Annotated in this window: 22 protein-coding genes; 2 read left to right on the top strand and 20 right to left on the bottom strand. The window is 40.0% G+C overall.

The genetic code is table 11. From position 1 onward, the window contains the following. From O3633_RS09960 to rpsL, 18 genes are all read right to left on the bottom strand, one after another. A partial coding sequence (locus O3633_RS09960; RefSeq protein WP_371621175.1) for a Spy0128 family protein occupies window positions 1-2,696 on the bottom strand: 2,696 nt, incomplete at its 3' end. Between the two features lie 218 nt (window positions 2,697-2,914). Beyond that, entirely contained in the window at window positions 2,915-3,469 is a 555-nt protein-coding gene (locus tag O3633_RS09955) for a DUF6287 domain-containing protein (RefSeq protein ID WP_371621174.1), read from the bottom strand. A gap of 179 nt (window positions 3,470-3,648) precedes the next feature. Next, entirely contained in the window at window positions 3,649-4,677 is a 1,029-nt protein-coding gene (gene queA, locus O3633_RS09950) for a tRNA preQ1(34) S-adenosylmethionine ribosyltransferase-isomerase QueA (RefSeq protein ID WP_371621177.1), read from the bottom strand. 37 nt (window positions 4,678-4,714) lie between these two features. Next, a complete protein-coding gene (locus O3633_RS09945; protein ID WP_254726727.1) occupies window positions 4,715-5,623 on the bottom strand; it encodes a LysR family transcriptional regulator in 909 nt (302 codons plus the stop codon). A 140-nt stretch (window positions 5,624-5,763) separates the two neighbouring features. Beyond that, complete coding sequence (locus O3633_RS09940; RefSeq protein WP_371621173.1) at window positions 5,764-5,994, bottom strand: GlsB/YeaQ/YmgE family stress response membrane protein; 231 nt, start codon at window positions 5,992-5,994, stop codon at window positions 5,764-5,766. A 9-nt stretch (window positions 5,995-6,003) separates the two neighbouring features. Then, window positions 6,004-7,245: an aminopeptidase gene (locus O3633_RS09935; RefSeq protein ID WP_371621172.1), complete on the bottom strand. Its 1,242-nt coding sequence runs from the start codon at window positions 7,243-7,245 to the stop codon at window positions 6,004-6,006. Between the two features lie 20 nt (window positions 7,246-7,265). After that, complete coding sequence (locus O3633_RS09930; protein ID WP_000776626.1) at window positions 7,266-7,418, bottom strand: hypothetical protein; 153 nt, start codon at window positions 7,416-7,418, stop codon at window positions 7,266-7,268. Between the two features lie 20 nt (window positions 7,419-7,438). After that, window positions 7,439-7,717, bottom strand: a complete 279-nt coding sequence (locus O3633_RS09925; RefSeq protein WP_023027649.1) for a type II toxin-antitoxin system YafQ family toxin — start codon at window positions 7,715-7,717, stop codon at window positions 7,439-7,441. Beyond that, window positions 7,710-7,973: a type II toxin-antitoxin system RelB/DinJ family antitoxin gene (locus tag O3633_RS09920; RefSeq protein WP_000047860.1), complete on the bottom strand. Its 264-nt coding sequence runs from the start codon at window positions 7,971-7,973 to the stop codon at window positions 7,710-7,712. Before O3633_RS09920 ends, O3633_RS09925 begins: the two co-directional genes overlap by 8 nt. An 89-nt stretch (window positions 7,974-8,062) precedes the next feature. After that, window positions 8,063-9,991, bottom strand: coding sequence for a DUF262 domain-containing protein (locus tag O3633_RS09915; RefSeq protein ID WP_371621171.1), 1,929 nt, complete (start codon window positions 9,989-9,991; stop codon window positions 8,063-8,065). Beyond that, on the bottom strand, window positions 9,992-11,302 hold the full coding sequence (locus O3633_RS09910; protein WP_371621170.1) for a DUF262 domain-containing protein: 1,311 nt from the start codon (window positions 11,300-11,302) through the stop codon (window positions 9,992-9,994). A 64-nt stretch (window positions 11,303-11,366) separates the two neighbouring features. After that, entirely contained in the window at window positions 11,367-11,489 is a 123-nt protein-coding gene (locus tag O3633_RS09905) for a hypothetical protein (RefSeq protein ID WP_257375148.1), read from the bottom strand. 394 nt (window positions 11,490-11,883) lie between these two features. Then, on the bottom strand, window positions 11,884-12,834 hold the full coding sequence (locus O3633_RS09900; protein ID WP_371621169.1) for a helix-turn-helix transcriptional regulator: 951 nt from the start codon (window positions 12,832-12,834) through the stop codon (window positions 11,884-11,886). A gap of 15 nt (window positions 12,835-12,849) precedes the next feature. Continuing rightward, window positions 12,850-13,353 (bottom strand): DnaA ATPase domain-containing protein, encoded by a 504-nt coding sequence (locus O3633_RS09895; RefSeq protein ID WP_371621168.1) that lies wholly within the window; start codon window positions 13,351-13,353, stop codon window positions 12,850-12,852. A 69-nt stretch (window positions 13,354-13,422) separates the two neighbouring features. Continuing rightward, window positions 13,423-17,817: a PolC-type DNA polymerase III gene (locus O3633_RS09890; protein WP_371621167.1), complete on the bottom strand. Its 4,395-nt coding sequence runs from the start codon at window positions 17,815-17,817 to the stop codon at window positions 13,423-13,425. Window positions 17,818-17,930: 113 nt separating this feature from the next. After that, entirely contained in the window at window positions 17,931-20,012 is a 2,082-nt protein-coding gene (fusA, locus tag O3633_RS09885) for an elongation factor G (protein ID WP_049530761.1), read from the bottom strand. A 317-nt stretch (window positions 20,013-20,329) separates the two neighbouring features. Next, a complete protein-coding gene (gene rpsG / locus O3633_RS09880; RefSeq protein WP_000087876.1) occupies window positions 20,330-20,800 on the bottom strand; it encodes a 30S ribosomal protein S7 in 471 nt (156 codons plus the stop codon). Between the two features lie 19 nt (window positions 20,801-20,819). Next, the gene (gene rpsL, locus O3633_RS09875) at window positions 20,820-21,236 is read right to left on the bottom strand and encodes a 30S ribosomal protein S12 (protein WP_001142333.1); all 417 of its coding nucleotides are present in this window, start codon (window positions 21,234-21,236) and stop codon (window positions 20,820-20,822) included. A gap of 342 nt (window positions 21,237-21,578) precedes the next feature. Here rpsL and O3633_RS09870 point away from each other — a divergent pair, with 342 nt between their 5' ends. Further along, entirely contained in the window at window positions 21,579-22,019 is a 441-nt protein-coding gene (locus tag O3633_RS09870; protein WP_371621166.1) for a LytTR family DNA-binding domain-containing protein, read from the top strand. After that, window positions 22,016-22,474 carry a DUF3021 domain-containing protein gene (locus O3633_RS09865; protein WP_371621165.1) on the top strand — a complete coding sequence of 153 codons (459 nt, stop codon included), beginning with the start codon at window positions 22,016-22,018 and terminating at the stop codon, window positions 22,472-22,474. The genes O3633_RS09870 and O3633_RS09865 overlap by 4 nt, the downstream gene beginning before the upstream one ends. A gap of 40 nt (window positions 22,475-22,514) precedes the next feature. Here O3633_RS09865 and mutS read toward each other — a convergent pair whose 3' ends face one another. Then, on the bottom strand, window positions 22,515-25,049 hold the full coding sequence (gene mutS / locus O3633_RS09860) for a DNA mismatch repair protein MutS (protein ID WP_371621164.1): 2,535 nt from the start codon (window positions 25,047-25,049) through the stop codon (window positions 22,515-22,517). A gap of 47 nt (window positions 25,050-25,096) precedes the next feature. Then, complete coding sequence (argR, locus tag O3633_RS09855; RefSeq protein WP_371621163.1) at window positions 25,097-25,543, bottom strand: arginine repressor; 447 nt, start codon at window positions 25,541-25,543, stop codon at window positions 25,097-25,099. Between the last annotated feature and the right edge of the window lie 55 nt (window positions 25,544-25,598).

Here is a 25,598-nt window from a genome sequence, read left to right as displayed (position 1 = left end):
GGTGTGAAGATATTATTGAACTCTGTATCTGTTGGAAGGGCTTTGGTTGCTGTAAGGGTATGACCTGCTTTCGTTACAGTCACTGTCACCTCTGCCTTCATTGGGTCATAAGTTACCCCAGTAAGTGAACCTTGAACCTCACGTACGATGTACTTATGCGTTCCTTCTTGACCATTCTTGAAGGTAAGAGCATCAAATTTCACAAGTCCATTGGCATCATTTGTCTTCGTTTGAAGAACTTTTCCGTTTGGATCTGTTGAAGTATCGCTTGGGTCTACCAACTCAAAGCTAAATTCACCAGCATTCAACTGACGACCTGCAAGAGCTTTAGTGAAGTCAAATTGTGCAGTGACAGGAGCAACAACGTGATTATTGAAAGTTGTATCATCTGTACCTGTTGCTTCACCACCTGTTGCAGTCATCTCTGTTTTGGCAGTTAACAGACCTGAATCCTCATCTTTTGTTACAGTCACCTTAACTGCGACAGTCATTTCATCGTAGTCTACATCAGGTTTGTTACCCTTCACTTCTTTAACAGTGTAGTTGTAAACGCCAACTTTATCGAATGACAGTTCACTGAAGTTAACTTTCCCATCAGCCTTGTTAGTAACAGTTTCATTTACATTATTATCACCGGTCAATGTGAAGCTAAAGTCACCAGCATTCAATCTACCATTTGAGAGCTCTTTATTAAATTCCAGATTTACCTTAACAGGAGATGATTTGAAGGTATTGTTGAACTCTGTATCATTTGGCAGAGATGTTTGAGCTACGTAGGAATCTCCGTTAGCATTTACCGTGATTGTTACGTTAGCTTTCATTGGATCATAAGTCATACCAAGCTCTTTAGTAGATGGGATAACTTCTTCTACTGTATAATGATAGGTCCCTACAGAATTAAACAAGAGTGGATCAAAAGTAATATTTCCCAAACTATCATTTTTTTGAGTGTCAACAACTTGACCCGTACTATCGTCAATCAAATTAAAAGTGAACTCGCCACGTTTTAAATTTCTTCCTTCCAATTGTTTCGTAAATGATAAATCGACCCTTGCTGGTTTTTTTGCTTTTGTAGCTGAGCCAGATCCCCCTGCCTTAAAGGCAAAAGTTGCTTGGTAACTATACTCTTCTCCATTGTTATAGGTGATTTTAATATCATTTCCGTGTTTTTGTTGCAATTCTTCAAGTGTAGGGCTTGCTGAAACATTCTTCAATCTAGTCATATAACGGACGTAAATCATTTCGTTCAGTTGTGCTATCTTGAATGAAAAACCAGACGAACTTGTTTTGATGTTTTCTAATAATTGAATTGCATTTCCTTTAGATACCCACGGTGAAATTGACTGAACCTTTTCGGCTCTAAGAGCTTTTCCATTCCACAAATCCACATGATCGTCAGGAATTGGTGTTGCATGCCCTGCTCGCCATGTTGCTTTTGTTTTATTATCAAACTCTGTTAATACTGGATCACCATCTTGAACCAATTCCTGATCATCTGGAAGACTATCAATCAATTGGTAGTTGTTTAAAACCTGTGGAGCTACTAGACTTCCTGCATTTACACGGATGGTCCATTTGATTAATTCAGGATGTCCTGTTACTGCTTCTCCGTATTTTTCAACCTTTGATTTTGCTGCTGGTGTTGGAGCATTTTCGGGGCCTACTGTTACCGTAATCTTGGTTCCACTGAAATTGAGTTCCGTTGGAACATTTGGTTTAACAGTTGATTTCCAACCTGTACTAATGTTTAACGTATAATTTTTTCCAAGATTATTTTTTTCAAAGTAATCTGTAAAAGTGGTGATCACTTTATTATTGACTGAATCCAAGAAAGCATTCCCGATAACTTGACCACCTGGTCCCGTCACATCATAGTGCAAACTTGTAGGAATTCTAATAGCATCTGGGATATCAACTACCAGTTTATCATTGCGATTGATGGTTAAACTATCAGGCATATTCATGCGAATGACAGTTTCTACTGGGGCATACAATCCGTTACCATTTGGAAAATTCACTTCAACATCTGGATTTTGTACGGTAATCGTATTACCTGTTTTTACATAGGTTGTTGCACCACCTGATGAAGGCAGTTCTCTTTTAGACCGTCTTGATCTAGTTGTAGGTTGTGATTCAGTTTTTTTCTCGCTAGCCGCAGATGAAGAGGCTTCGGCATTGGCTTTTGAAGTTGGAGAAGCTGACTCAACTGGTGCAACACTAGTGCTAGCTGGTGTTGCAACCTCATTTGATTGTCTTTCAGTCTTTTCCTCTTTAATCACATTTGCAGAGTTTTCGGCACTAGCTTGTGAAGTTGGAGAGGTCGACTCAGCTGGTGTAGCGCTAGTGCTAGCTGGTGCTACAGCTTCATTTGATTGTCTTTCAGTCTTTTCCTCTTTAATCACATTTGCAGAGTTTTCGGCACTAGCTTGTGAAGTTGGAGAGGTCGACTCAGCTGGTGTAGCACTAGTGCTAGCTGGTGCTACAGCTTCATTTGCTTCAAGACCAGATTCCTTGTGTCTCTCGCCTTGATTCTCTTGTGCGACAACTGAAGTTTGTGAATCTGTATTATTCTTCACTTCGTCCGCATAAACGTTTCCTTCCACAAATATCAGTGTTGACAACAACACGGAAGCAACACCGATAGTGTACTTTCGAATAGAAAAACGTTCTTTAGATTCAGAAAACATTCTTTTCATTCGTTATCTCCTATATTACTATTGTTATATTCGAGGTTATTTTACCATATCGCTCTTTAAAAGACAAGCTTTTATAGTTTTCTTTAATTATTTTCAACAGGTGGAAAAATTCTGAAAATATTCCTAATAGGATTCATATAAATTTTAATAGCTATTTAAATTATGTTTATTTGATAAAAAAGCGAGCCATCAGTATGACTCACTTCTTCTTTTCACTCTTAATTACGGTAAAAATGACTATCTTTGTCGCTTGGTGATTGGCCAATTGCCAAGACATCTTGGCTACCATCCGTACCAGTCAATTCATTTGCTACACCTGCTGGTGTATAGATGAGGCGTGCACCTTCTCCACCATCAACAAGATGGATTCCTGTTGAATAGTAGCCATCTTTTTCCTCTACTTGCCCCATTTCATACTGGAAGGTTCCTTTTGAACTTTGAATGGTCACGATTCCATCCGCTGTAACTGTCGCTGTTGTTCCAGCATAGTTTTCCCACGTTCCAAGGAATTTTGCGTAAGCTTCTGGAGTTTTTTTCTTCTCTTCCTTCTTATCCGTTTGAGTGCTTGCGGAACTTGATGGGCTCGTCTCAGACTTCTGCTCCTCTTTTTGACTAGCTTCTGTTTTACTTGATGACTCCTTAGTTACTTTAGAAGAAGCCTCTTTGCTTGAAGATGCTGTAGTTTTTTCAGCATTTCCTCCACAAGCAGCAAGTGTCACCGCAGCCAACAAGGTAAGAGCTGAAAGACTGGTGTAGCGCAATGTTTTTTTCATGATAATCTCCTTTTAAAATGATGATACAGTTTCATCTGTATCTAAAATGCCTAGCCTGAAATTACATATATTTTTGACGGCTAACCTATAGTCTTCAGTGTATCATTTATTTAGCATTAATTCAATAGCTATCTGATATCAAAAAAGGCTAATCCAATCAGGAATTAGCACTTCTATTTTTAGTAGATAAACATGGCATCGCCAAAGCTAAAGAAACGGTATTTTTCATCGATAGCATGCTGATAGGCTTCGAGGACCAATTCACGGCCTGCAAAGGCTGAGACAAGCATGACCAAAGTAGACTTAGGCAAATGGAAATTAGTAGAAAAAGCATCCACAACCTTCCAGTCATATCCTGGCTTGATAAAGATATTGGTCCAACCAGAGTCTGCTTGGATTTTGCCATCAAACTTTGTCCCGATGGTTTCGAGAGTACGGATAGAGGTTGTCCCCACAGCAATGACACGGCCACCATTTTCTTTGACCTGACGCAAGGTCGCTGCAGCTTCCTCAGACAGTTGGTAAAACTCTGAGTGCATCTCGTGTTCATCTAGATTGTCGACTGAAACAGGTCTAAAGGTTCCAAGTCCAACGTGCAAAGTCAAGTAGACAAGATGAACTCCTTTTTTCTGGATTTCTTCTAGTAATTCTTTGGTAAAATGCAGACCAGCAGTTGGGGCAGCAGCTGAGCCACTCTCCTTGGCATAGACTGTTTGGTACCGTTCGCGGTCATCCAATTTTTCATGGATATATGGTGGCAAAGGCATTTCTCCCAGACTTTCAAGCACTTCTAGGAAAATCCCTTCATACTCAAAACGGACAATACGGCCTCCATGGGTTAATTCCTCGGTCACGACTGCGCTTAGGCGACCATCACCAAAGACAACTCGGGCACCGACCTTGAGACGTTTGGCTGGCTTCGCCAAGACTTCCCATTCGTCTCCTGCCGTATTTTTCAAGAGCAAGAGTTCAACGTGTCCACCTGTTTCTTCCTTCTGACCATGAAGTCGAGCTGGCAGAACACGTGTATCATTCATAACTAGGGCATCACCTGGCTCTAGCATCTCGATAATAGAGTGAAAATGGCGATCTTGAAATTCTCCTGTTTTGCGATTGACTATCAAGAGTTTAGAGGCATCGCGCTTTTCCAGAGGTGTTTGTGCAATCAATTCCTCTGGCAAGTGGAAATCAAAATCATTGGTATTCATTGGTGTCATTTTTCCTTTTCTTTTCTAATAGAATTCATTAGCTATCAAAGCGAACTTCTTCAAGAAGGTATTCGATGAAGCGTTCACCCATCTTAGACAAGCTTGTCTTTTCATGCTGGATATAAACCAGCTCAATGGGATCATCAATATCCAGTGGAATCGAAACGATATTGTCTCCATTAAGATTACTATTGAGGATACCAGTCGCGATGGTATAGCCGTCCAAACCAATCAAGAGATTGAACAAGGTCGCACGGTCACTAACCACGATGGATTTCTTGTGGTGTTCCTGTGACAAGATCTCTTCTGAGAAGTAGAAGGAATTATGGGTCCCTTGGTCATAGCTCAAATATGGGAAGTCTTCTAGATCTGCCAACTGCACCTTGTCTCTTTTGGCAAGAGGGTTGGACTTGCTGACAAAGATATGGGGCTGGGCTGTAAAGAGATGATGAGCAACTAGATGGTTATCATCCAACATCTTCGAAAGGACGTCTCGGTTATAGCTATTTAAAAAGAGGACTCCTACTTCACTACGGAAGTTCTTGACGTCGTCGATGATTTCCCAGGTTCTGGTTTCACGCAAAAAAAGCTCGTACTTTTCCATATCGCTTTTCTTAAGCAAGGAAACAAAGGCATTGACCACAAAAGCATAGTGTTGCGAAGACACACTAAAAAGCTCACGATGAGCGATCGGATTTTTATAACGTTCTTCTAGGAGTTGAGTTTGCTCAACAACCTGACGGGCATAGGACAAAAATTCCATCCCATCACGTGTGAGGGTGATTCCCTTGGGATTTCGAATAAAAATCTCAATTCCCATCTCATTTTCTAGGTCACGAACTGCATTTGACAGACTAGGCTGAGTAATGAAAAGTTGCTTGGCAGCTTCATTCATCGAACCAGTCTCTACAATTTTGATAATATAGTGTAATTGTTGAATTCTCATGCTTTTATTGTACCATACTTGAGGCAATATAAAAAGAACCAGTCACTTAAAGCCAAGCTAGCCGTATATCAGTCTTTTTGTAGTCCATAAAAAGAAGCTGGAAGATTTCCAACCTCTTTATCTATTCTAGCAAGTTAAATCTAGCTTCCTCTTTCCCAGAAGATGGCTAATAAAATCATGGCCCCAAGAACTGATGGGATAATGGCTGTACCGTTTAGGCTTGGTCCCCAAGCACCAAAGAGTAATTGTCCTAAAAAGGCACCAATCCAGCCCAGAAACATTTTCCCGAAGCATCCCATTCGTTCGCCGCGATTGGTGATAGCCCCAGCTAGAAGTCCGATTAAAAGGCCGACAAACATACTTCCAAGCATAGTTTCTCCTTAAATCGCCCAATCTCCATTGCGGAAGAGTGGTACGCGTGTTCCATCCTCACGGATACCATCGATATCCATTTGGCTCGAACCAATCATAAAGTCAACGTGAACATCTGAACGGTTGAGGCCTGCAGCTTCCAGCTCTTCTTCGCTCATCTCTGCTCCACCAACAACGCTAGTTGCGTAAGCTGCACCAATAGCCAAGTGGTTAGAAGCATTTTCATCGAAAAGGGTGTTAAAGAAGGTAATGCCTGACTGTGAAATTGGACTTGGATCTGGTACCAAGGCACATTCACCCAAGGCACGCGCACCAGCATTCTTAAAGACAAGGTCCTTCATAACCTGGTCACCCTTTTCAGCTGTGATATCAACGATTTGACCATTTTCAAAGGTCACTTTGATGCCTTCAATAATATTTCCATTGTAGCTAAGAGGTTTTGTAGACGTTACATAACCATCTGCGCGACGGAAATCAGGGGCTGTAAAGACCTCTTCTGTTGGCATATTTGGCAAGAAACCTTCGCCTTGAGCATTGATTGCTCCGGCAGATTCCCAAACGTGGTTCTTAGGCAAGCCAAGTGTCAAGTCTGTTCCAGGAGCAGTGTAGTGAAGAGCTGAGAATTGCTCTTTGTTGAGCATTTGCGCCTTGCTCTTGAGGATAGCAGCATGTTTTTCCCAAGCCTTAACTGGATCTTCTTCGTAGACACGGCAAGTTTTGAAAATTTGGTCCCAAAGGAGATCAACTGCTTCTTCATCGCTTGCAGCATTAGGAAAGACCTTCTTAGCCCACTCAAGTCCAGCAGCGGCCGCCACAGTCCAGCTAACCTTGTTGGATTGAGTTGCGATACGCATTGGCTTCATAGCAATTCCCATAGCTTTGGCAGAAGCTGAGAGTTTTTCAGCATCCACTCCGTTCAAGGCACCTGGATCAGAAGAACGAACACCGAGACGACTTGCTTTGTTTTCAAGAAGGTAGTTCATCTCAGCGATCTTGTATTCTGGTACATTGTCCAAACGCTCCATCGGCGCGTGAAGGAATTTCTCACGGTTTACAAAATCATCTGCCCATTGAACGATAACTTCGTGCGCTCCAAGTGCATAGGCTTCTTTGACGATTAAGTGAGCCAACTCGCGTTGCTCCACATCGATAGAGAGAGCCAAAGTGTGACCAGGTTGCACGTTCACTCCGTTTGCAACCAAAAGCTTAGCGTATTTTTCTAGATTTTCTTTAAAATTTGGTAAAACCATCTTGTTTCTCTTTTCTATTTTTATTTTTCTTTCAAAGCAGAAAATAATCCTGCTAAAGCAATAGCACCTGACAAGAGTGCTGTCGATAGAAGAATTGTCTGATCAGCAAGTTCCAATTGATACTCAAACACCTTCTCAGCCGGTTTATCTTCCGCAAAAATTCTTAGTTTCATCTTGAACTCCTTAAAATATATTAAAATAAATCACTATGACTTCCTGTCCTCAGCAAGTTTAAAATCAATTCCGACTTGTCTACCTTATAGACCAAAAGCCAATCTGGTTGGATATGACACTCACGAACCCCTTGAAAATGTTTGGACGTCGTCAATTGATGGTCGCGATATCTAGCAGGAAGTTCTTTTTCTTGAACTAGAAAATTCAATACTTCTTCTAATAATTCTGCCTTCAACCCACGCTTCATAGCCAACTTAAAATCTTTTTTAAACTGTTTATGGTAACGAATCTTAAGCACGCAAGTCCTCCATCAAGTCTGAGACAGATTCAAAAGACTGACTCATATTACGATTTTGGTCTAAATCCGTTAATACTTGGAGCAATTTCCGATTCTCATCTAGTCTAACATCGAAAGGTAAACCCTGATATTGAATAGCTTGACGAAGGAAAATATTGATGGCAGTCGTCATATCCATTCCCAGATTATTAAACACCTGTTGGGCCTGCTCCTTAACCTCACTATCCAGACGGATGCTCATACTCGTCTTTGACATACTCTCACCCTCTTTCTATAGACTATTTTAACAAAAAAGAAGGCTAATGTAAATCTATTAGATATACGTTAGCCTCTTTAAATAGATGATTATCGTTGCTCTGATGACTTGCTTTCTATAAAATCATTTACCTTAGTCAAAATCTCTTTTTCCAGTTCTGTTATTTGTTCCGGACCCCAACCAGAATCTTTTTTAGAAGTTATCTCTGCCATTATCTGTAATTTTAAACTTTGACGATAAAATATATCTTGCCATTGATTGTATTTTGCACTTGGAACTAAATTTCCAAACTTCGAATTCTGACTATCTGTAATGATACAAAGATTCCCGAAGGAGTGCAAAAATTTATCATCAATCTTTTCAACTATTTCATCACTATTTGGATGTTGTGGAAACCAGTGCTCTATGGAACGACGATATGTAAACTTAAAATCTTCAAATTCAACGTTCGAATACTTTCCTTTTAAATCCGAACAATTTTTCCATAAAACATAATCTATAAAATTGAAATCATAAACACGAATGGCGCCATATCTTTTGATATTTCCATCCTTGTCAAACAAACTTTCTTCAGCATATCTCACTGCCATTTTCTCAAGAAAATTCTTAAACCGAGCACCAAATTCTGGCTGATCTAACTCTTCAATATGGTTAAAGAGGAATTGCAAGATCTCATATAACCAACGACTGTCACGATTGGCTGTAAAGGTCACAGCAAACATAGATTGGAGCATTAAAATATCATCATTGAACTTTTCAAAAGAATTTTTATCATAATAATATTGAACAAATAAATCTCCTCTAGTTTTATTATTATAATCATTCCGATAAACTTTCTGCAGAAACCAATCATTTTCTTGTCTTCTATTATTAGTCTCTTGTGACATTCGTACGATCAAATTATCAAATATAAATTTTAATTTCAATAAATTCCTAATAAACAATGTAATATCTTCTATGTTTGTATTAACACTAGTTACATTTTCAAATGTTTCTAATAATTTCTTATCATCTAGCTGTATATCAGAAGGGGATATATTCCCAAATGTTATATAATATACGAAAAATAAAAATGTTTCAAAGTTTATAATCGTTCTGTATTTTTCCACTTCATTCGTATGTGATATTACTTTAACTGTTGTAGATTCTTTATTTTCTATACTAGATAATAAAGATTTCTTATTAGTTGACTGAACTTCTATTTGACTTAAGAACTTATCAATGTTTAAAAGAAAGCTATTCTGATAATTATTTCCTTTAATCCAATTCAAAGGAAATATTTTTTCTCTTTCTGCATCAGGATGCTTTTTCTTTGCTTTTTTTGTAAATGCATTGATTACCGGTTTATCAAACTCTGCACAGGCATCCCAAATTCTTGCGAACTTTTGAGCCATTTCTTGATCTGGACCGAACTTAGCCATCATTTGCGCCTTAAGAATCTCATGAGCCTCTAGTTGTTCTCCACGGGAGTTGAAACGTTCGAAATAAAGATTTAAATCTAAATCTTCAGGAAGTATACTCCGAAAAATAATAACTTTATCAAAAAAATAATCAACGAAAGACTGAGAATCTAGTTGGCGATTTCCTAACACTTCCTTCAATACGTCTTTAGCATGTCCGTAGCCTCTAGTCAGCTCATTTTCATCATCCTCTGAAATTTTTTTCTTGATAAATAGCTTTTGAATATTCTCATTTGATTTCTTCCGAGCTGGGAAGATAAGATTAACAGATTTCAATCTATCAAAACCAAACTCATGCTTCAAAGCTAAGGCAATCAAATTAAGGGCCGTTGTTCGCTGCTGCCCATCTATAATTTTGAAAAGGTCATTCTCTTTATTAACGACTAATGTTCCAATATAGTAATTGTCTCTGTTTTCTTGAAAAGCATCTGCTACATCATTCAGTAACTGCTCAATTTCATCATAAGTCCAAGCAAAATTTCTCTGATAAAGAGGAATAGCATAGGTATCTTCATTTAACAAACGATTAACTGATAAGCTTATATGTGTTTCTACCATTTACCATTTACCTTTTTCCTCTTCTATAATCTTGTCCACAGTATAGTTTTCAAATAACTCTCTATCTATCTTGACCATGAAATCATTCGGAGTGACAGCATGAGATAAAAGTTGAAATAGTTTTTGAGCCTCTTTTTGTCTAAACTTTCCACCAGCAGCATAGTTTCCTACCGTTGCATCATATATAGCTTTAGACTTAACTCTAGGGTAGTAAGACCAAATAAACAGGGTCTCTACTATCTCCTTTGATAGCTCATCTTTTCCAAATCTATCTGCAAAAAGCGAACAAATATTTAGAAACAGATTGTAGCATTTGAGATAGCGTCCCTTTGAGCTATTGTAAATGTTCAACATGCCTTCTGGGTAATCTACATTTTTTTCTCCCTCTTCAGGCTCATCAAAAAATCCTAACCTTTCATTTAAAAAATCTTTATGATCTTTAATAGTTTCATGAGCAGATTCAATATACTCAAAAAATTTACTTCCATCAATGATTGGCATAGTAATTGAAAGAGGAAATTTTTCAATATGACGATACAATTCTAGGTACGGAAAGTTCTGATTCAAATCAACGCCTTTAAAGTCGTCAATATAATCCTCTGTAAATCGTAGATAAGAGCCATAACGCTTGTTTGTTAATCCTGTTTCTCCCCTAGACCAACGTCTCATACGAAAAAGATGCTTATCAAATAACTCTTTGAGACTTAACTCTTTATCTTCTACAAATTGCTCCCACTTTTCAACAATTCTTTCATCTTCAGAATCTTGCTTACGAAGATGATAGGCTTTGAGCAAATCATGAGGTTCTAGAGATTTTCCACGATTATTCTGAGAATCAAATAGCTGAAAGGCCTCTGATAATCGTTCCTGTGGCATAGTAATCACAGAGACAGAACAATTTTCCAATAGAAAGTTACAAATATCTTTTGCCTGATTCTCACCAACCAATTGAGTCAAATTTTCCCACTCATTATAATTTTCACTCGCATGATAACAAGATAGCTCTCCAAATTCAGCACTTAGTAGTTGATTAGCACCCTTATAATCCTCAAAATCATCTAGTAAATAAAGAAACAAGGAAATAGAAATTAGCCGTTGCTGTCCATCGACAATATCTAAGTATCCATCATTTTCATGCAAGATAACAGAACCAACCTGATATTCCTTTTTCCCCATAGCATCTCGTAGATCATAAAAAAGATTACGGATATGCTTTCTGTTCCATTTATAAGGTCTTTGATAAGAAGGAATCCGCAAATCCTCTTCTTTCAATAGTTCTCCAACTTTTTTAGAAGTAAATTGAATACTCATTTTATCCGCCTTTATAGTATTTTAAAAAAACTACAAATTCATATGAATCTGTAGTTAAGAGTGGCTAATTCTTTTGAATAACACTTGTATTAGGAATATTTTTTGAATACTGTTCTGCTGCTTCCTTTGTCCAAAATCCTTGTGCAATCATGTTGCCAAACTGATCAATAACAATCCATTCAGTCATATCTCCATCACCTTTCTACTTCTTTATTAATTATATATTAATCATCAGAGGTAGTATAGCATATAAAAATTGTAAAATCAATATTGTCTATGTAGAACATAATATTATTTTTCTCAATTTAAGACCAACTACAATAAATTTTCTATATTTGAGAATACCAGTATATAATTGCAGGAGTAAAATAGTACGATTTTTAGCAAATTTCGTTCTGTCCTACTCCTGAAAAGATAGTGTAACATTCTTCCGAACTTAGAAAATGAACAATAAAATCAATCAGTTACTGCATCTTGTAATTATGACTTTTGTTCATTTAAGATTGATAACGTTTGAATAAAAATCATTTATCCATAGTTCGCCAACCTTTTTAGAAGTAAATTGAATCTCCATTTCATCCTCATCTATATTTATCTATCATTTCTTGAATTGTTTGCTTCATATCCTCTACTAAAATCCGAGGAGACAAAACAGTAACTGCTTCCCCTTGTCCGAGTAACCATCTTTTAAGCCCAGGTGTATGCTGACTTTCAAATTTTAAATGAGTCCAGTCCCCATTTTTCCCAACTATTTTTGCATTTGGAAATTGATCCATCACAATAGTCGGATCGTACAAGTACTCGATTTCAATTCTGATTCTTTTCCCAATAAAAGCGTCTACTCTCTCGTTACGAATGTCTCCATCTCTAAATTTATCTCGATAAGAAATAGAGGGTTTCTCTATATCACTATGAGACCAGGACTGGATACGGTCTACTCTTAAAGTAATATAAGTCTCATATTTCAACTGGTATACAACCAGATAGAAATAATGACTATCATAGTAAAGAGAGACTGGCAAAACAGTCTGCCTCTTAGAAGACTCAGAATACGGGTTTTGATAGATAATATCTAGAACCTGTTCATGCAAAATAGCTTCCGATAAATCCCAAATTTTCTCTACTCTATCTTGCTGATCCGTTAAGGGAATATAGTTAAGTTTTTCACTGCCAATGATCTGCTCAATTTCTTTTTGGTCATCACGAGGAACTAAGGAAAGTAAATTTTTTAGTAAGCTATCAATTTCTGGTTTATTCAGTGCTCGATTTTCCAATAAAATCTTTGAAATAACGAGAATATCCTTTTTATTAAAAACTGACTTACTTGCTAAGCAATACTTATTCGTTTTACGGTTATAAAGCAAGTCTCCACTATAACTGGTGTTACTAGATAAAATATCACGGAGTAGCGAAAAATCTCTCTGTATCGTCTTTTCACTAACCTCAAATTCCTGGGCTAATTGTTTTTTTCCTAATGAAGTACCTAACTGTAAACGTAAAAAAATGTTTAGTAGTCTCTCTTGATCATTCATTTGCAGTCCTTCTTATTATTTTTCAAGCGATGTTAGACACACCGTCATTCCCCACTTAAAACGAGCAATCAAACGAGATTGAACATTTTTCAATTGATCTGGTTCAGAGTCACTAGATAAAACAATTTGCTTATCCTTAACATGTAGAGAATTAAATAGATTAAAGAATTTTTCTTTAATCATATCATCTTTTTCTCCCAATATCTGGATATCATCAACGATAAGAAGGTCTAATTTTGCATCTCTAACTTTTTGTATTTCTAGCTCATTTTCTAATAAGTTTTCAGCAGAAATATATTTTACTCGCTTTTCTGGATTGTTCTCAAGAACCTTATTTCCAATTGCTTGAAGGAGATGTGTTTTACCTGAACCCGATTTTCCATAAATATAAAGGGGATTATATTTTAATCCTAGGTTCTCTATTACTGCTAAGGCACCTTTCTTTGCTAAATCATTACCATCTTTTTCTATAAAATTTTCAAATTGATAATTGTTATTTAATCCTGTATTGTTCATCATTTAAACCTCTTTCTTTATTATACTATAAGTATACTAAAATAGATGGACAAATATTGTCCATCTATTATCTTAAAACAAATCATCAAACAAACTCAACTGATTGTCCTCTGGCATATTGCCGAGAATTCCCATTTCATCCATCTTTTCAACCAAGGTTGAGGAGAGTCCTCCACGCTTGCGGAGTTCAGTTTTAGAGAGGAATTCTCCCTCTTGACGAGCGCGCACCAATTGCTTGGCAACGTTCTCTCCAAGACCATCCATAGCGACAAACGGTGGGATGAGGGTGTCTCCATCGATGATAAATTCAGTCGCATCACTACGATAGAGGTCTAGTTTCCCAAATTTGAAACCACGTTCCCACATCTCATTGACGATTTCAAGTGTGGTATAAAGGTCAATTTCTACGTTGGAAGCTTCATTGTTCTTGCGTTTTTCAGCAATTTCTTGCATCTTGCGTTTAATAGCATCCAAGCCCGCTCCCATAGTCTTGATATCAAAGGCCTTGGCACGGATTGAGAAGTAAGCACAGTAGTAATAAATCGGATGGTGAACCTTGAAGTAGGCTACACGCAAGGCCATCATAACGTAGGCTGCCGCATGGGCTTTAGGGAACATGTACTTGATTTTTCCACAAGATTCGATATACCACTCAGGAACATTATTGGCCTTCATGGCTTCGATATAACCATTGCGCTCTTCTTCAGAGATTTTGAGCCACAATCCCTTACGTACTCGCTCCATGATAGTAAAAGCCATCTTAGGATTTAAACCTGCGTGCATGAGGTAAACCATGATATCATCCCGACATCCGATAACGGTTGATAGGTCCGCAATTCCAGTCTTAATCAAGTCTTGAGCATTTCCCAACCAAACGTCGGTACCGTGAGACAGCCCAGAAAGTTGAAGCAGCTCCGCAAAGGTCGTCGGATGGGTTTCATCCACCATCCCACGTACGAAGTTAGTCCCAAACTCTGGAATACCAAGCATACCAGTCGAAGTCCCGATTTGTTCAGGTGTCACTCCTAGGATATCTGTACCTGAGAAAAGGGCCATGACACCAGGATCATCCATTGGGATATCATTTGGATCAATGCCTGACAAGTCCTGAAGTTTCCGAATCATGGTCGGATCATCATGTCCTAGGACATCGAGCTTGAGGACGTTCTCATCGATATCGTGGAAGTTAAAGTGAGTAGTCTGCCATTCAGCAGTTACATCATCTGCAGGATACTGTACTGGAGTAAAGTCATAGACATCCATATAATTAGGGATAACAACGATTCCTCCTGGGTGCTGACCGGTCGTCCGTTTGACACCGGCAGCTCCTTGGGCTAGGCGCTCTACTTCGGCTTCACGGTAGAACTTGCCATAGTCACGCTCGTAGCCCTTGACAAATCCATAAGCTGTTTTAGCAGCCACCGTACCAACCGTTCCTGCACGGAAGGCATATTCTTCCCCAAAGATATCACGAACATCCAAATGGGCGCTCGGTTGATCTTCACCTGAGAAGTTCAAATCGATATCGGGAACCTTATCCCCGTCAAAACCAAGGAAGGTCTCGAAAGGAATATCCTGTCCATTCTTACTGAGTTTGTGGCCACAGTTTGGACAGTCTTTATTTGGCATATCAAACCCTGAACCGTAAGAACCATCTGTGATAAACTCACTGTACTGACACTGACCACAGACATAGTGAGGAGAAAGAGGATTAACCTCGGTGATCCCAATCATGGTCGCAACAAAACTGGATCCAACAGACCCACGAGAACCAACCAAGTAGCCTCGTTCGTTGGAGCGCTGCACTAGCATCTGGGAAGCCAGATAAATCACGGCAAATCCATTCCCCAAGATAGAGGTTAGTTCCTTTTCAATCCGTAAATCAACGATATCTGGGAGCGGATTTCCATATATTTCAAAAGCTTTTTTATAGGTTAACTCGGCGACCGTTTCCTCTGCCTGGTCGATAAAAGGTGTATACAAGTCGCCTTTAACGACCTCAACAGGCTCAAAGATTTCTGCCATGGCATTGGTATTTTCAATGACAATCTTACGAGCCAAATCTTCACCTAGAAAGGCAAATTCATCCAACATTTCATTGGTCGTTCTAAAGTGTGCCTTTGGTAGCGGAGCTGGTTGGGCAGCTTCCCCATGACCGATCGTTCGGTTAATCATCGCCCCCTGACCTAGACTTCGTACGATGATTTCTCGATAAATCTCATCCTCAGGTTCGATATAGTGGACATTCCCCGTCACAAGGACTGGCTTACCGAGACACTCTCCAACCTCTATCAAGCTCTTGATAATGGTCTGAAGCTCCTCCATGTCCTTGACCTGCTCTTTGGCAATCAGAGGTGCATAGATTGCCGGAGGCATCACCTCGATAAAGTCATAGTATTTAGCTACTTCGACTGCCGCATCTACACCTTGTGAAACGACTGCATCAAAGACTTCACCTTCTGTACAGGCTGAACCTAAGATCAAACCTTCTCGATGGGCATCTAGCACCGTACGTGGAATCCGTGGAACTCCTTCAAAGTACTGGGTATTTGAAAGAGACACCAGTTTAAAGATATTTTTCAAGCCCACTTGATTTTTCACATAGATTGTCGCATGCTTGACACGAGCTTTTTTATATGAATCTGGACTGATTAAATCAAGGTTTAATCGTGCTAAGTTCGTCACACCGTGTTTTTCTGCTACTTCTTTGATAAAGATAAAGAGCAGACGGCCAGTTGCTTCCGCATCATAGTTGGCCATATGGTGGTGTTCTAAAGCTACACCAAAACGTTTGGTCAAGGGTCCAAGACCATGGCGTTTGTACTCAGGATAGAGATTTCTAGCGAACTCTAGCGTATCGATAACAGGCTGAGTTATTTTTGGAAGACCGTGACGCTCATAGTTGGCATTCATAAAACCAACGTCAAAGGTTGCATTATGGGCTACAAGAACGGTATCTTTACAGAATTCTTGGAATTCTTTTAAAACTTGAACCAAGGGTTTGGCATTTTTTACATGGTCATCCGTAATTCCAGTCAATTCCGTAGTAAAGGCTGACAAGTGATGCCCTGGATTGATAAATTCATCAAATTCAGCAATGATATTGCCCTTATACATCTTGGAAGCCGCCACCTGAATCAAATCATTATAGATGGCAGATAGACCAGTCGTTTCCACGTCAAAGACTACATAGGTAGCTTCAGAAAGATCCACCTCCACTTCGTTATAGACGATAGGAACACGATCCTCAACGATATTGGCTTCCATTCCATAAATGAGCTGAATACCAGCTTTCTTGGCTGCCTTATAACCATGAGGGAAAGACTGAACATTGCCGTGGTCTGTGATTGCCACTGCTTTGTGGCCCCATTTGGCAGCTGTCGCAATGAGTTCTTCAACTTCAGGAAGAGCATCCATGGTCGACATATTGGTGTGCGCATGGAACTCAACACGACGTTCCCCCTCTGGCATCAAGTCTTTCCGTTCATAGTGAACGACTTCCTGGACATCTTGCACATTCATGGTCAAGTCTCGCGTGAAATTATTGACTTCAACATTTCCTCGAACACGGAGCCAAGAGTTTTTCTTGATCATGTCAAATTTTTGGGCTTCTTCTTCATTCTTGACCCATTTTTGCATAGAGAAACTAGAAGTATAGTCCGTCATCTTGAAGTTAATCAAGACACGACCCGTTCTAGTCACCTTATGCTCAACATCAAAGACAACTCCTTCAAAAACCAGACGATTTTCCTCAGTATTGACCTCGATCATAGGAGTAATCTCTGCCTTATCAAGTTTAGGCTTAGCAGCTGCCTTCTTGGCTTGAAAATCAAAGACAGGCTTATCCTCAGCTGGAGGCGGCGGCGCCATCTGTTCCAATTGTTCCATAGCCCGAAGTGTTTCTTCATTGGCAGCTTGGATAATCATTTGATTTTCCGTCTGAAAGGCCTCTTGCTCTTCCCTCGTGAGTTCTTCATTTTTTTCTAAACTGCAGGAAAGTTTAGGAAAGCCAAAAAGTTCCAGCTGTTTGCTAAGATTTGGCAGATGATTTTTTCTAAAATGCTCTGTATCTGCCGCCTCAGAAGCTTCAATGATTAACTGGTCATTTTCAAAGCGAACCTGAAAATTCTGATATATAGAACGAAAACCTTGACTAGCACAAGGACCATCCGAAAAAGCCTCTCGATAGTAGGCTTGTAAAAGTTCTCTAGAAAATTCCTGATTTCTCGTTTTAATCTCAAAACTAGCCTGATTTCCTGTTTTTGAGAATTCATCCTTCAAACCTCTTTTCAACTCCAGAAAAAGTTCAAAAGGCAAGATATTTTCAAAAACAAAACGAAACTCCCAAACTTTGCTTCGTTTATGAACAATAACTTGTTCTATTTCAGCCTGAGAGAAGGCCTCATGATTTCTCATTTCAGCGGGTATTCCCAACTGATTCATTAAAATTTCAAAAGTGGTTGACATCCATTTTCCTCACAATATACTCCTTCTATTTTACCATATTTGAGGCACTTTTACCTATTTCTACCAAACAGAAAAAGAAGCCACAAAGTGACTTCTTTTAAAGTGACGGTGAATTATTCTTCACCTTTGTTTTTCTTAATGATTTCTTCTTGTACTGACTTAGGTACATCTTCGTAGTGGTCGAATACCATCATGAATGTACCACGTCCTTGTGATGCAGAACGAAGAACTGTTGCATAACCAAACATTTCAGCAAGTGGAACGTAAGCACGAACGATTTGGCTGTTACCGTGTGCTTCCATACCATCTACACGTCCACGACGAGCAGTTACGTGACCCATAACATCACCAAGATTTTCTTCTGGAACAGTGATTGTTACAAGCATCATTGGTTCAAGGATAGCTGGTTGTGCAGTCTTAGCAGCTTCTTTAAGTGCAAGAGATGCAGCGATCTTGAAGGCAGTTTCAGATGAGTCGACATCGTGGTATGAACCATCGTAAAGCTTAGCTTTAACGTCAACCATTGGGTAACCAGCAAGAACACCGTTAGCCATAGATTCTACCAAACCTTTTTCAACCGCTGGGATAAATTCACGAGGAACCACACCACCGACGATTGCGTTTTCGAATTCGAATCCTTTTCCTTCTTCGTTTGGAGTAAATTCAATCCATACATCACCGAACTGACCTTTACCACCAGACTGACGTTTGAAGAATCCACGTGCTTGAGTAGAAGCGCGGAATGTTTCACGGTAAGATACTTGAGGAGCACCTACGTTCGCTTCAACTTTGAACTCACGACGCATACGGTCAACAAGGACGTCAAGGTGAAGCTCACCCATACCAGAGATAACTGTTTCACCAGTTTCAACGTTAGTTTCAACGCGGAATGTTGGATCTTCTTCAGCCAATTTTTGAAGGGCGATACCCATCTTATCTTGGTCTGCTTTAGATTTAGGCTCAACCATCAATTGGATAACTGGTTCTGGAACGTTGATTGACTCAAGGATGATTTTAGCTTTTTCATCTGTCAATGAGTCACCAGTTGTTGTATCTTTCAAACCAACGGCAGCAGCGATATCACCAGAGTAAACTGTTTCGATTTCTTTACGAGTGTTGGCGTGCATTTGAAGGATACGTCCGATACGTTCACGTTTACCTTTAGAAGTGTTCAATACGTATGAACCTGATTGAAGAACACCTGAGTAAACACGGAAGAATGTCAAACGACCTACGAATGGGTCAGTCATGATCTTGAAGGCAAGAGCTGCAAATGGCTCATCATCAGATGCTGGACGTTCTTCTTCTTCGTCTGTATCTGGGTTTACACCCTTGATTGCAGGGATATCAAGTGGGCTTGGAAGGTAGTCAAGGACTGCATCCAACATCAATTGAACCCCTTTGTTCTTGAAGGCAGAACCACAAAGTACTGGGTAGAATTCAACGTTGATTGTTGCTTTACGGATACCAGCTTTCAATTCTTCGTTTGTGATTTCTTCCCCTTCAAGGTATTTCATCATCAAGTCTTCATCAGTTTCAGCAACTGCTTCAACCAATTTTTCACGGTATTCTTGAGCTTGTTCAAGGTATTCAGCTGGAATATCTTCTTCAAGGATATCTGTACCAAGGTCGTTCGTATAGATTTCAGCTTTCATCTTGATCAAGTCAATGATTCCGCGGAAGTCATCTTCAGCACCGATTGGCAATTGAATTGGGTGAGCGTTTGCTTGAAGACGGTCATGAAGTGTGCTTACTGAGTAAAGGAAGTCAGCACCGATTTTATCCATCTTGTTTGCAAATACGATACGTGGAACTCCGTATTCAGTTGCTTGACGCCAAACTGTTTCAGTTTGAGGTTCAACACCTGATTGTGAGTCAAGAACGGTTACAGCACCGTCCAAAACGCGGAGTGAACGTTGAACTTCGATAGTGAAGTCCACGTGTCCTGGTGTGTCGATGATGTTTACACGAGTGTCTTTCCATTGAGCTGTTGTAGCGGCAGATGTGATAGTGATACCACGTTCTTGCTCTTGCTCCATCCAGTCCATTTGTGACGCACCTTCGTGAGTTTCACCGATTTTGTGAATCTTACCAGTGTAGTAAAGGATACGCTCAGTTGTAGTTGTTTTACCAGCATCGACGTGAGCCATGATACCGATATTACGAGTTTTTTCAAGTGAAAATTCGCGTGCCATGAGGTTTGTTTCTCCTATATTTTTTTATTTCTATTTTATTATAACACGATTTAATAAAAACGGATAGGCAGGACCTACCCGTTCTCAATGTTTATCTTGTTATGGTTGGTTTCAACTTGTAGACAAGTTGAATTGAACTCGGGCTAAAGTTAGCTAGCCGATAGTAGCTCAATTGGACCCGGGCTAAAAGCTCAAGTTAACTGATTTGAGCCGGAACGGGATGCTGTGTGAAAAAGATAAACTTCCTTGTATTCGTCGAATACTGCGTCAGTTTCCTATTTTCACTTTGCATCCTTGCCGTTCCTAGCATCATGATTTTACCAACGGAAGTGTGCGAAGGCACGGTTAGCTTCAGCCATACGGTGAGTGTCTTCACGTTTCTTAACTGCTGCACCAGTGTTGTTAGCAGCATCCAAGATTTCTTTTGCAAGACGGTCTTGCATTGTGTGTTCACCACGAAGGCGAGCGATTGTTACCAACCAACGAAGTCCAAGTGTTGTACGACGTTCTGGACGAACTTCAACTGGGACTTGGTAGTTAGAACCACCAACACGACGTGCACGTACTTCAAGTACAGGCATGATGTTTTCCATAGCTGTTTCAAATACTTCAAGTGCATCGTTACCAGTAACTTCTTTGATTTGTTCAAAAGCACCGTAAACGATTGAAGCAGCTGTACCACGTTTACCGTCAAGCATAACGCGGTTGATAAGACGAGTAACTAATTGTGAATTGTAAAGCGGATCTGGCAATACGTCACGTTTTGGAGCTCTATTTTTACGACTCATTTCTCTTTATCCCCTTTCCTTATGCTTTTTTCGGACGTTTAGTACCGTATTTAGAACGGCCTTGTTTACGATCGTTAACACCTGCAGTATCAAGTGCACCACGGACGATATGGTAACGTACCCCTGGAAGGTCTTTTACACGTCCACCGCGAAGAAGCACCACACTGTGCTCTTGCAAGTTGTGTCCGATACCTGGGATGTAGGCAGTAACTTCGATAAGGTTGCTCAAACGTACACGAGCAAATTTACGAAGGGCAGAGTTAGGTTTTTTAGGTGTCATTGTTCCAACACGAGTTGCAACACCACGTTTTTGTGGTGAAGAAACGTTTGTTTGAACTTTTTTATGACTGTTGTAACCAACGTTCAAAGCTGGTGATTTAGATTTTTCTACTTTTGATTTACGCGGTTTGCGAACCAATTGGTTAATTGTAGGCATCTACATTCTCCTGTGTTTTTTTTATTTTTGGTGATGATACACTTGGTGACAGCTATCATCTGTGTGTACTTTTGCAACATTTGTCAGCACGTCCCTGTACACTCTTGAGAGACCAAAAGTAAAAAGTACCGTCTATTATTGTACCACGTTTTTCTACTCTTTGTCAATATCTTTCTGCTGATTTTTTGATATTCCGACTTTTTTGAAGCAAGATTTTTAATAGCTACCACATAGTTTCTATAACCAACCACTTAGACAAGCGACCTTGTCTTTGTCAAGAAAATGGTGTTTAATAGATTTGTAAGTAAGAGATCTCTACTACAACTTTACAAAGGAGAAAATATGAAAGTCAGACTTGACATTGATCAACAATATATTGAAGAACAAATCATCATCGAAGCACCATCTTTGTCCCCTAGAGTTCAAAAAGTTCAAGACTTTGTTCAATCACTGGATCAAAAAGAAACTCTTAAAGGAAAATTCCATGACCAGGTCTACTTGATTCAGATTAGTAAGATTCAACGTATATATATTGAAAATCGCAAAGTCTTAGCTGAAACGGATAGTCGAACCTACACTCTCGACATTCGTCTTTACCAAGCAAGTGAACTTCTACCTGCTTCCTTTATCCAAATTTCCCAATCGGAAATTGTCAACATTGATGCTATCAGTCATCTAAAACTAACCTCTAACGGCTTGATTGAAATCTATCTAAAAAACGAAAGTTTCACCTACTCATCTCGCCGTTATCTTAAAGCTATTAAGGAGAAATTAGAACTATGAAAAAACAAGTATTTCACGATGCAACAACTGGCGTGCTCATCGGTCTCATCCTATCCATCATCTTTTCTTTTATCTTTTCACCAAGTAACTACGCCCCCCTCAGTCCCAACTCATTGATCGGCCAATTCATGACCCAACATCAGGTGCATGGTTCACTTGTCCTACTTTACTGTCTAATCATCTGGGCAGCTATCGGAGTCCTCTTTAGTTTTGGTAGCCGTCTCTTTGCCAAAGACTGGAGCCTTCTTCGTGCTACTGTTACTCACTTCTTCCTCATGCTATTAGGTTTTGTTCCTCTAGCAATTCTGGCAGGTTGGTTCCCACTTCACTGGACTTTCATCCTTCAGCTCATCCCAGAGTTTGCAATCGTATACCTCATCATCTGGACGATTCTTTATAAAAGAGAATCCAAAAAGGTTGCACACATCAATCAACTATTGGCTCAAAAACACTAATATACAAGAAACCCACTCAGTCTTTTGAGTGGGTTTTGACTTATAATTTTTGCTTCAGCTCTAACAAGAGATTCATGGCCTGCATCGGTGTCATATTGTACACATCTACTTTAGCCAATTCTGCTAGAATAGGATTTTCTTCCGTTGAGTCGAATAGGGAAATTTGTTCAGAGACTGCATTCGTTTGTCTCATTGGAGCAGAATTTTCCTGACCTTGGTTTTCTAGCTGGGATAATATCTTATCTGCCCTAGCTAGCAAGTCTGTCGGTAATCCTGCAATCTTAGCTACGTGAATACCGTATGATTTATCAGCTGGTCCTGCTTCGATCTTGTGAAGGAAGGTAACCTGTCCATTTTGCTCAAGCGTAGCCACGTGAACGTTAACCAGATGTCCCAGACTAGTCTCCAAACTAGTCAATTCATGGTAATGAGTCGCAAAGAGAGTCTTGGCTCCGATATGTTCATGGATGTACTCGATAATTGCCTGAGCCAAGGCCATGCCATCATAAGTTGCTGTTCCGCGTCCCAACTCATCAAAGAGAATCAAGGATTTTTCAGTCGCATGCGCAATGGCATTATTGGCTTCCATCATCTCGACCATGAAGGTGGACTGACCTGACACCAAGTCATCTGCTGCCCCGATACGGGTAAAAATCGCATCAAAGATAGGCAAGTGAGCACTTTCTGCTGGAACATAAGATCCTATCTGGGCCATGACTGCTGTCATAGCTAGCTGACGCATATAGGTTGACTTTCCGCTCATATTAGGCCCTGTAATCAGCTGGATGCTAGTATCTTCACCCATTTGGATACTATTGGGAATATAGGTTTGGGATCCCATGACCTTCTCAACGACAGCGTGACGTCCCTTTTGGATGTCAATTCGTGAATCCTGACCAAACTCTGGACGAATCAGATGTTGATTTTCTGCTACCACTGCCAAGCCTTGTAAGACATCGACAGTAGCGATTCCTTGGGCTAGGGCTTGCAGGCGTTGGATATATTTCCCAACCTCCTCACGGATCCGCATAAAAATTTCGTACTCTAAGTTTGCTGATTTCTCACGCGCTTCTAACATTTCTCCTTCGATACGCGCCAACTCCTCTGTCCCAAAACGCTCCGAGTTTTTCAGCGTAGCCTTACGGAAAAAGTGGGCTGGTACATTTCCTAGTTGCGAGTTTGTAACATGGAAATAGTAACCATCCTTTTTATTGTAATCAATCTTGAGCGTACTGATGCCAGAGTTTTCTCTTTCCTTAGCCTCAATCTCAGCAATCCAGCTGGTTCCTTCTCTGAGAACACGACGGTATTTATCCAAGGTCTCGTCAAAGCCAGTCCGAATAATACCACCCTCGGTAATGACATGTGTAGCCTCTGGCGCAATGGCTGCGCTAATAAGACTTTCCAACTCAGGGATAGCATCTAATTGTTCAATCAGATAGGCCAGTGCTGGTTGCTCCATTCCCTCCAAGATTGCTCGAATCCGAGGAACACTAGCTAGAGTAGTCGCTAATTGCAAGAGATCTTTAGGATTGCTTTTCCCAAAAGATACTCGACTAGCCAAACGCTCGATATCGTAGACTCCCTTGAGACTTTCTGTCAAATCACTGCGCTCAAAGAAATAATCCAGAAAGACTTGTACAACTTCCTGACGTTCAAGGATACGATCCTTGTCAATCAAGGGACGGTGGATCCAAGAACGTAGGAGTCTCATCCCCATAGCAGTCTTAGTTTCATCTAATAACCAGAAAAGACTCCCTTGTTTCTTGCCAGAACGAGCATTTTCAACTAGATCTAAACTAGCCTTGGTTGCATAATCCATCTGCAAGAAATCCTTAATTTCATAGCGAACAACTGGCTTCAAGTGGTTGAGCTCTCTCATCTGAGTCCGATGGACATACTGGAGAAGCTTACTGCTGGCAGCTTGTTCAACGGGTGACAATCGTGGATCCAGTAGATGGATGTCTTCAAATGATTCTTGCTCATAGGAAAGTACCAAATTCATTTGACGGCTGAGAATCTGTTCTTCCTCTTCGGTTAAGGCATAGCCGATGACGACTTCTCTTGCCTTAAGATTTCGAATTTCACCACAGACCAGGGTAAAATCCAATAAACCTGTCACATAAAAATCACCCGTCACCAGATCCATATAGGCCAAGCCAAATTGCTGACCGTCACGGTCGATAGCCACCAAAAAGTTGTTTTGACTATCTGGTTTACTACTATCAACGACTGTCCCAGGTGTAATCACCTGCACAACCTCACGCTTAACAACCCCTACTGCCTGCTTAGGATCCTCCATCTGCTCAGCAATGGCAACCTTGTAGCCACGCTCAACTAGGACATCAATATACTGTTGAGCAGAGTGATAGGGAACTCCAGCCATGGGAATAGGATTGTCAGCATTTTTATTGCGACTGGTTAGTGAAATTTCTAGTATCTGGGCAGCATTGACTGCATCTTCGTAAAATAACTCATAAAAATCACCCATACGAAAGAGCAAAAAAGCATCTGGATATTGTTTTTTGATATCCACATACTGTTGCATACCTGGTGATAATTTTTCTGTCGTCATCCATTCTCTCCTTGCTAAAAATAGTCTTGAGAGAGACTCCCAAGACCTTATATATCCTTCATCAAATCTAACAAACGATCTTCCATGAGTTTAGCGACATGCTGATCTCGGCAGATGACCAAGAGAGTATTGGCACCCGCAACTGTTCCCAAAATCCATTCATCCTTGTTGGCATCGACAACATTGGCTAAAACTGCGGCTTCACCCAATTTAGTGTGCAAAACTAAGGTAAACTCAGCTCTTGCTACACCTTCCAAATGATGGGACAAAAACTCAACCAGATCAATCTTCTCTGTCTCATTTGCTAGTACGTAGTAGACCTTATCATTTTTCTTAACTTTGGTCAAGCCCAGTTCGCGAAGGTCACGCGACAAGGTCGTTTGCGTCACAAAAACATTGCGTGCTTCCAAACGATCTTGAATCTCCTTTTGAGTCCCTAATTTTTCCTCAGTGATCATCTGCTTGATCAACTGATGGCGTTCTCTTTTTCTCATAACATCCTCTCGAGTGAATATTTATAACATTTTACAACTATTTAATAAGAACATT

Source organism: Streptococcus sp. 27098_8_22 (assembly GCF_041432415.1).
Classification (GTDB): Bacteria; Bacillota; Bacilli; order Lactobacillales; family Streptococcaceae; genus Streptococcus; species Streptococcus pseudopneumoniae_M.
The sequence above is the reverse complement of the archived record's forward strand: the minus strand, read 5'-3'. Positions and strand labels throughout refer to the sequence as shown.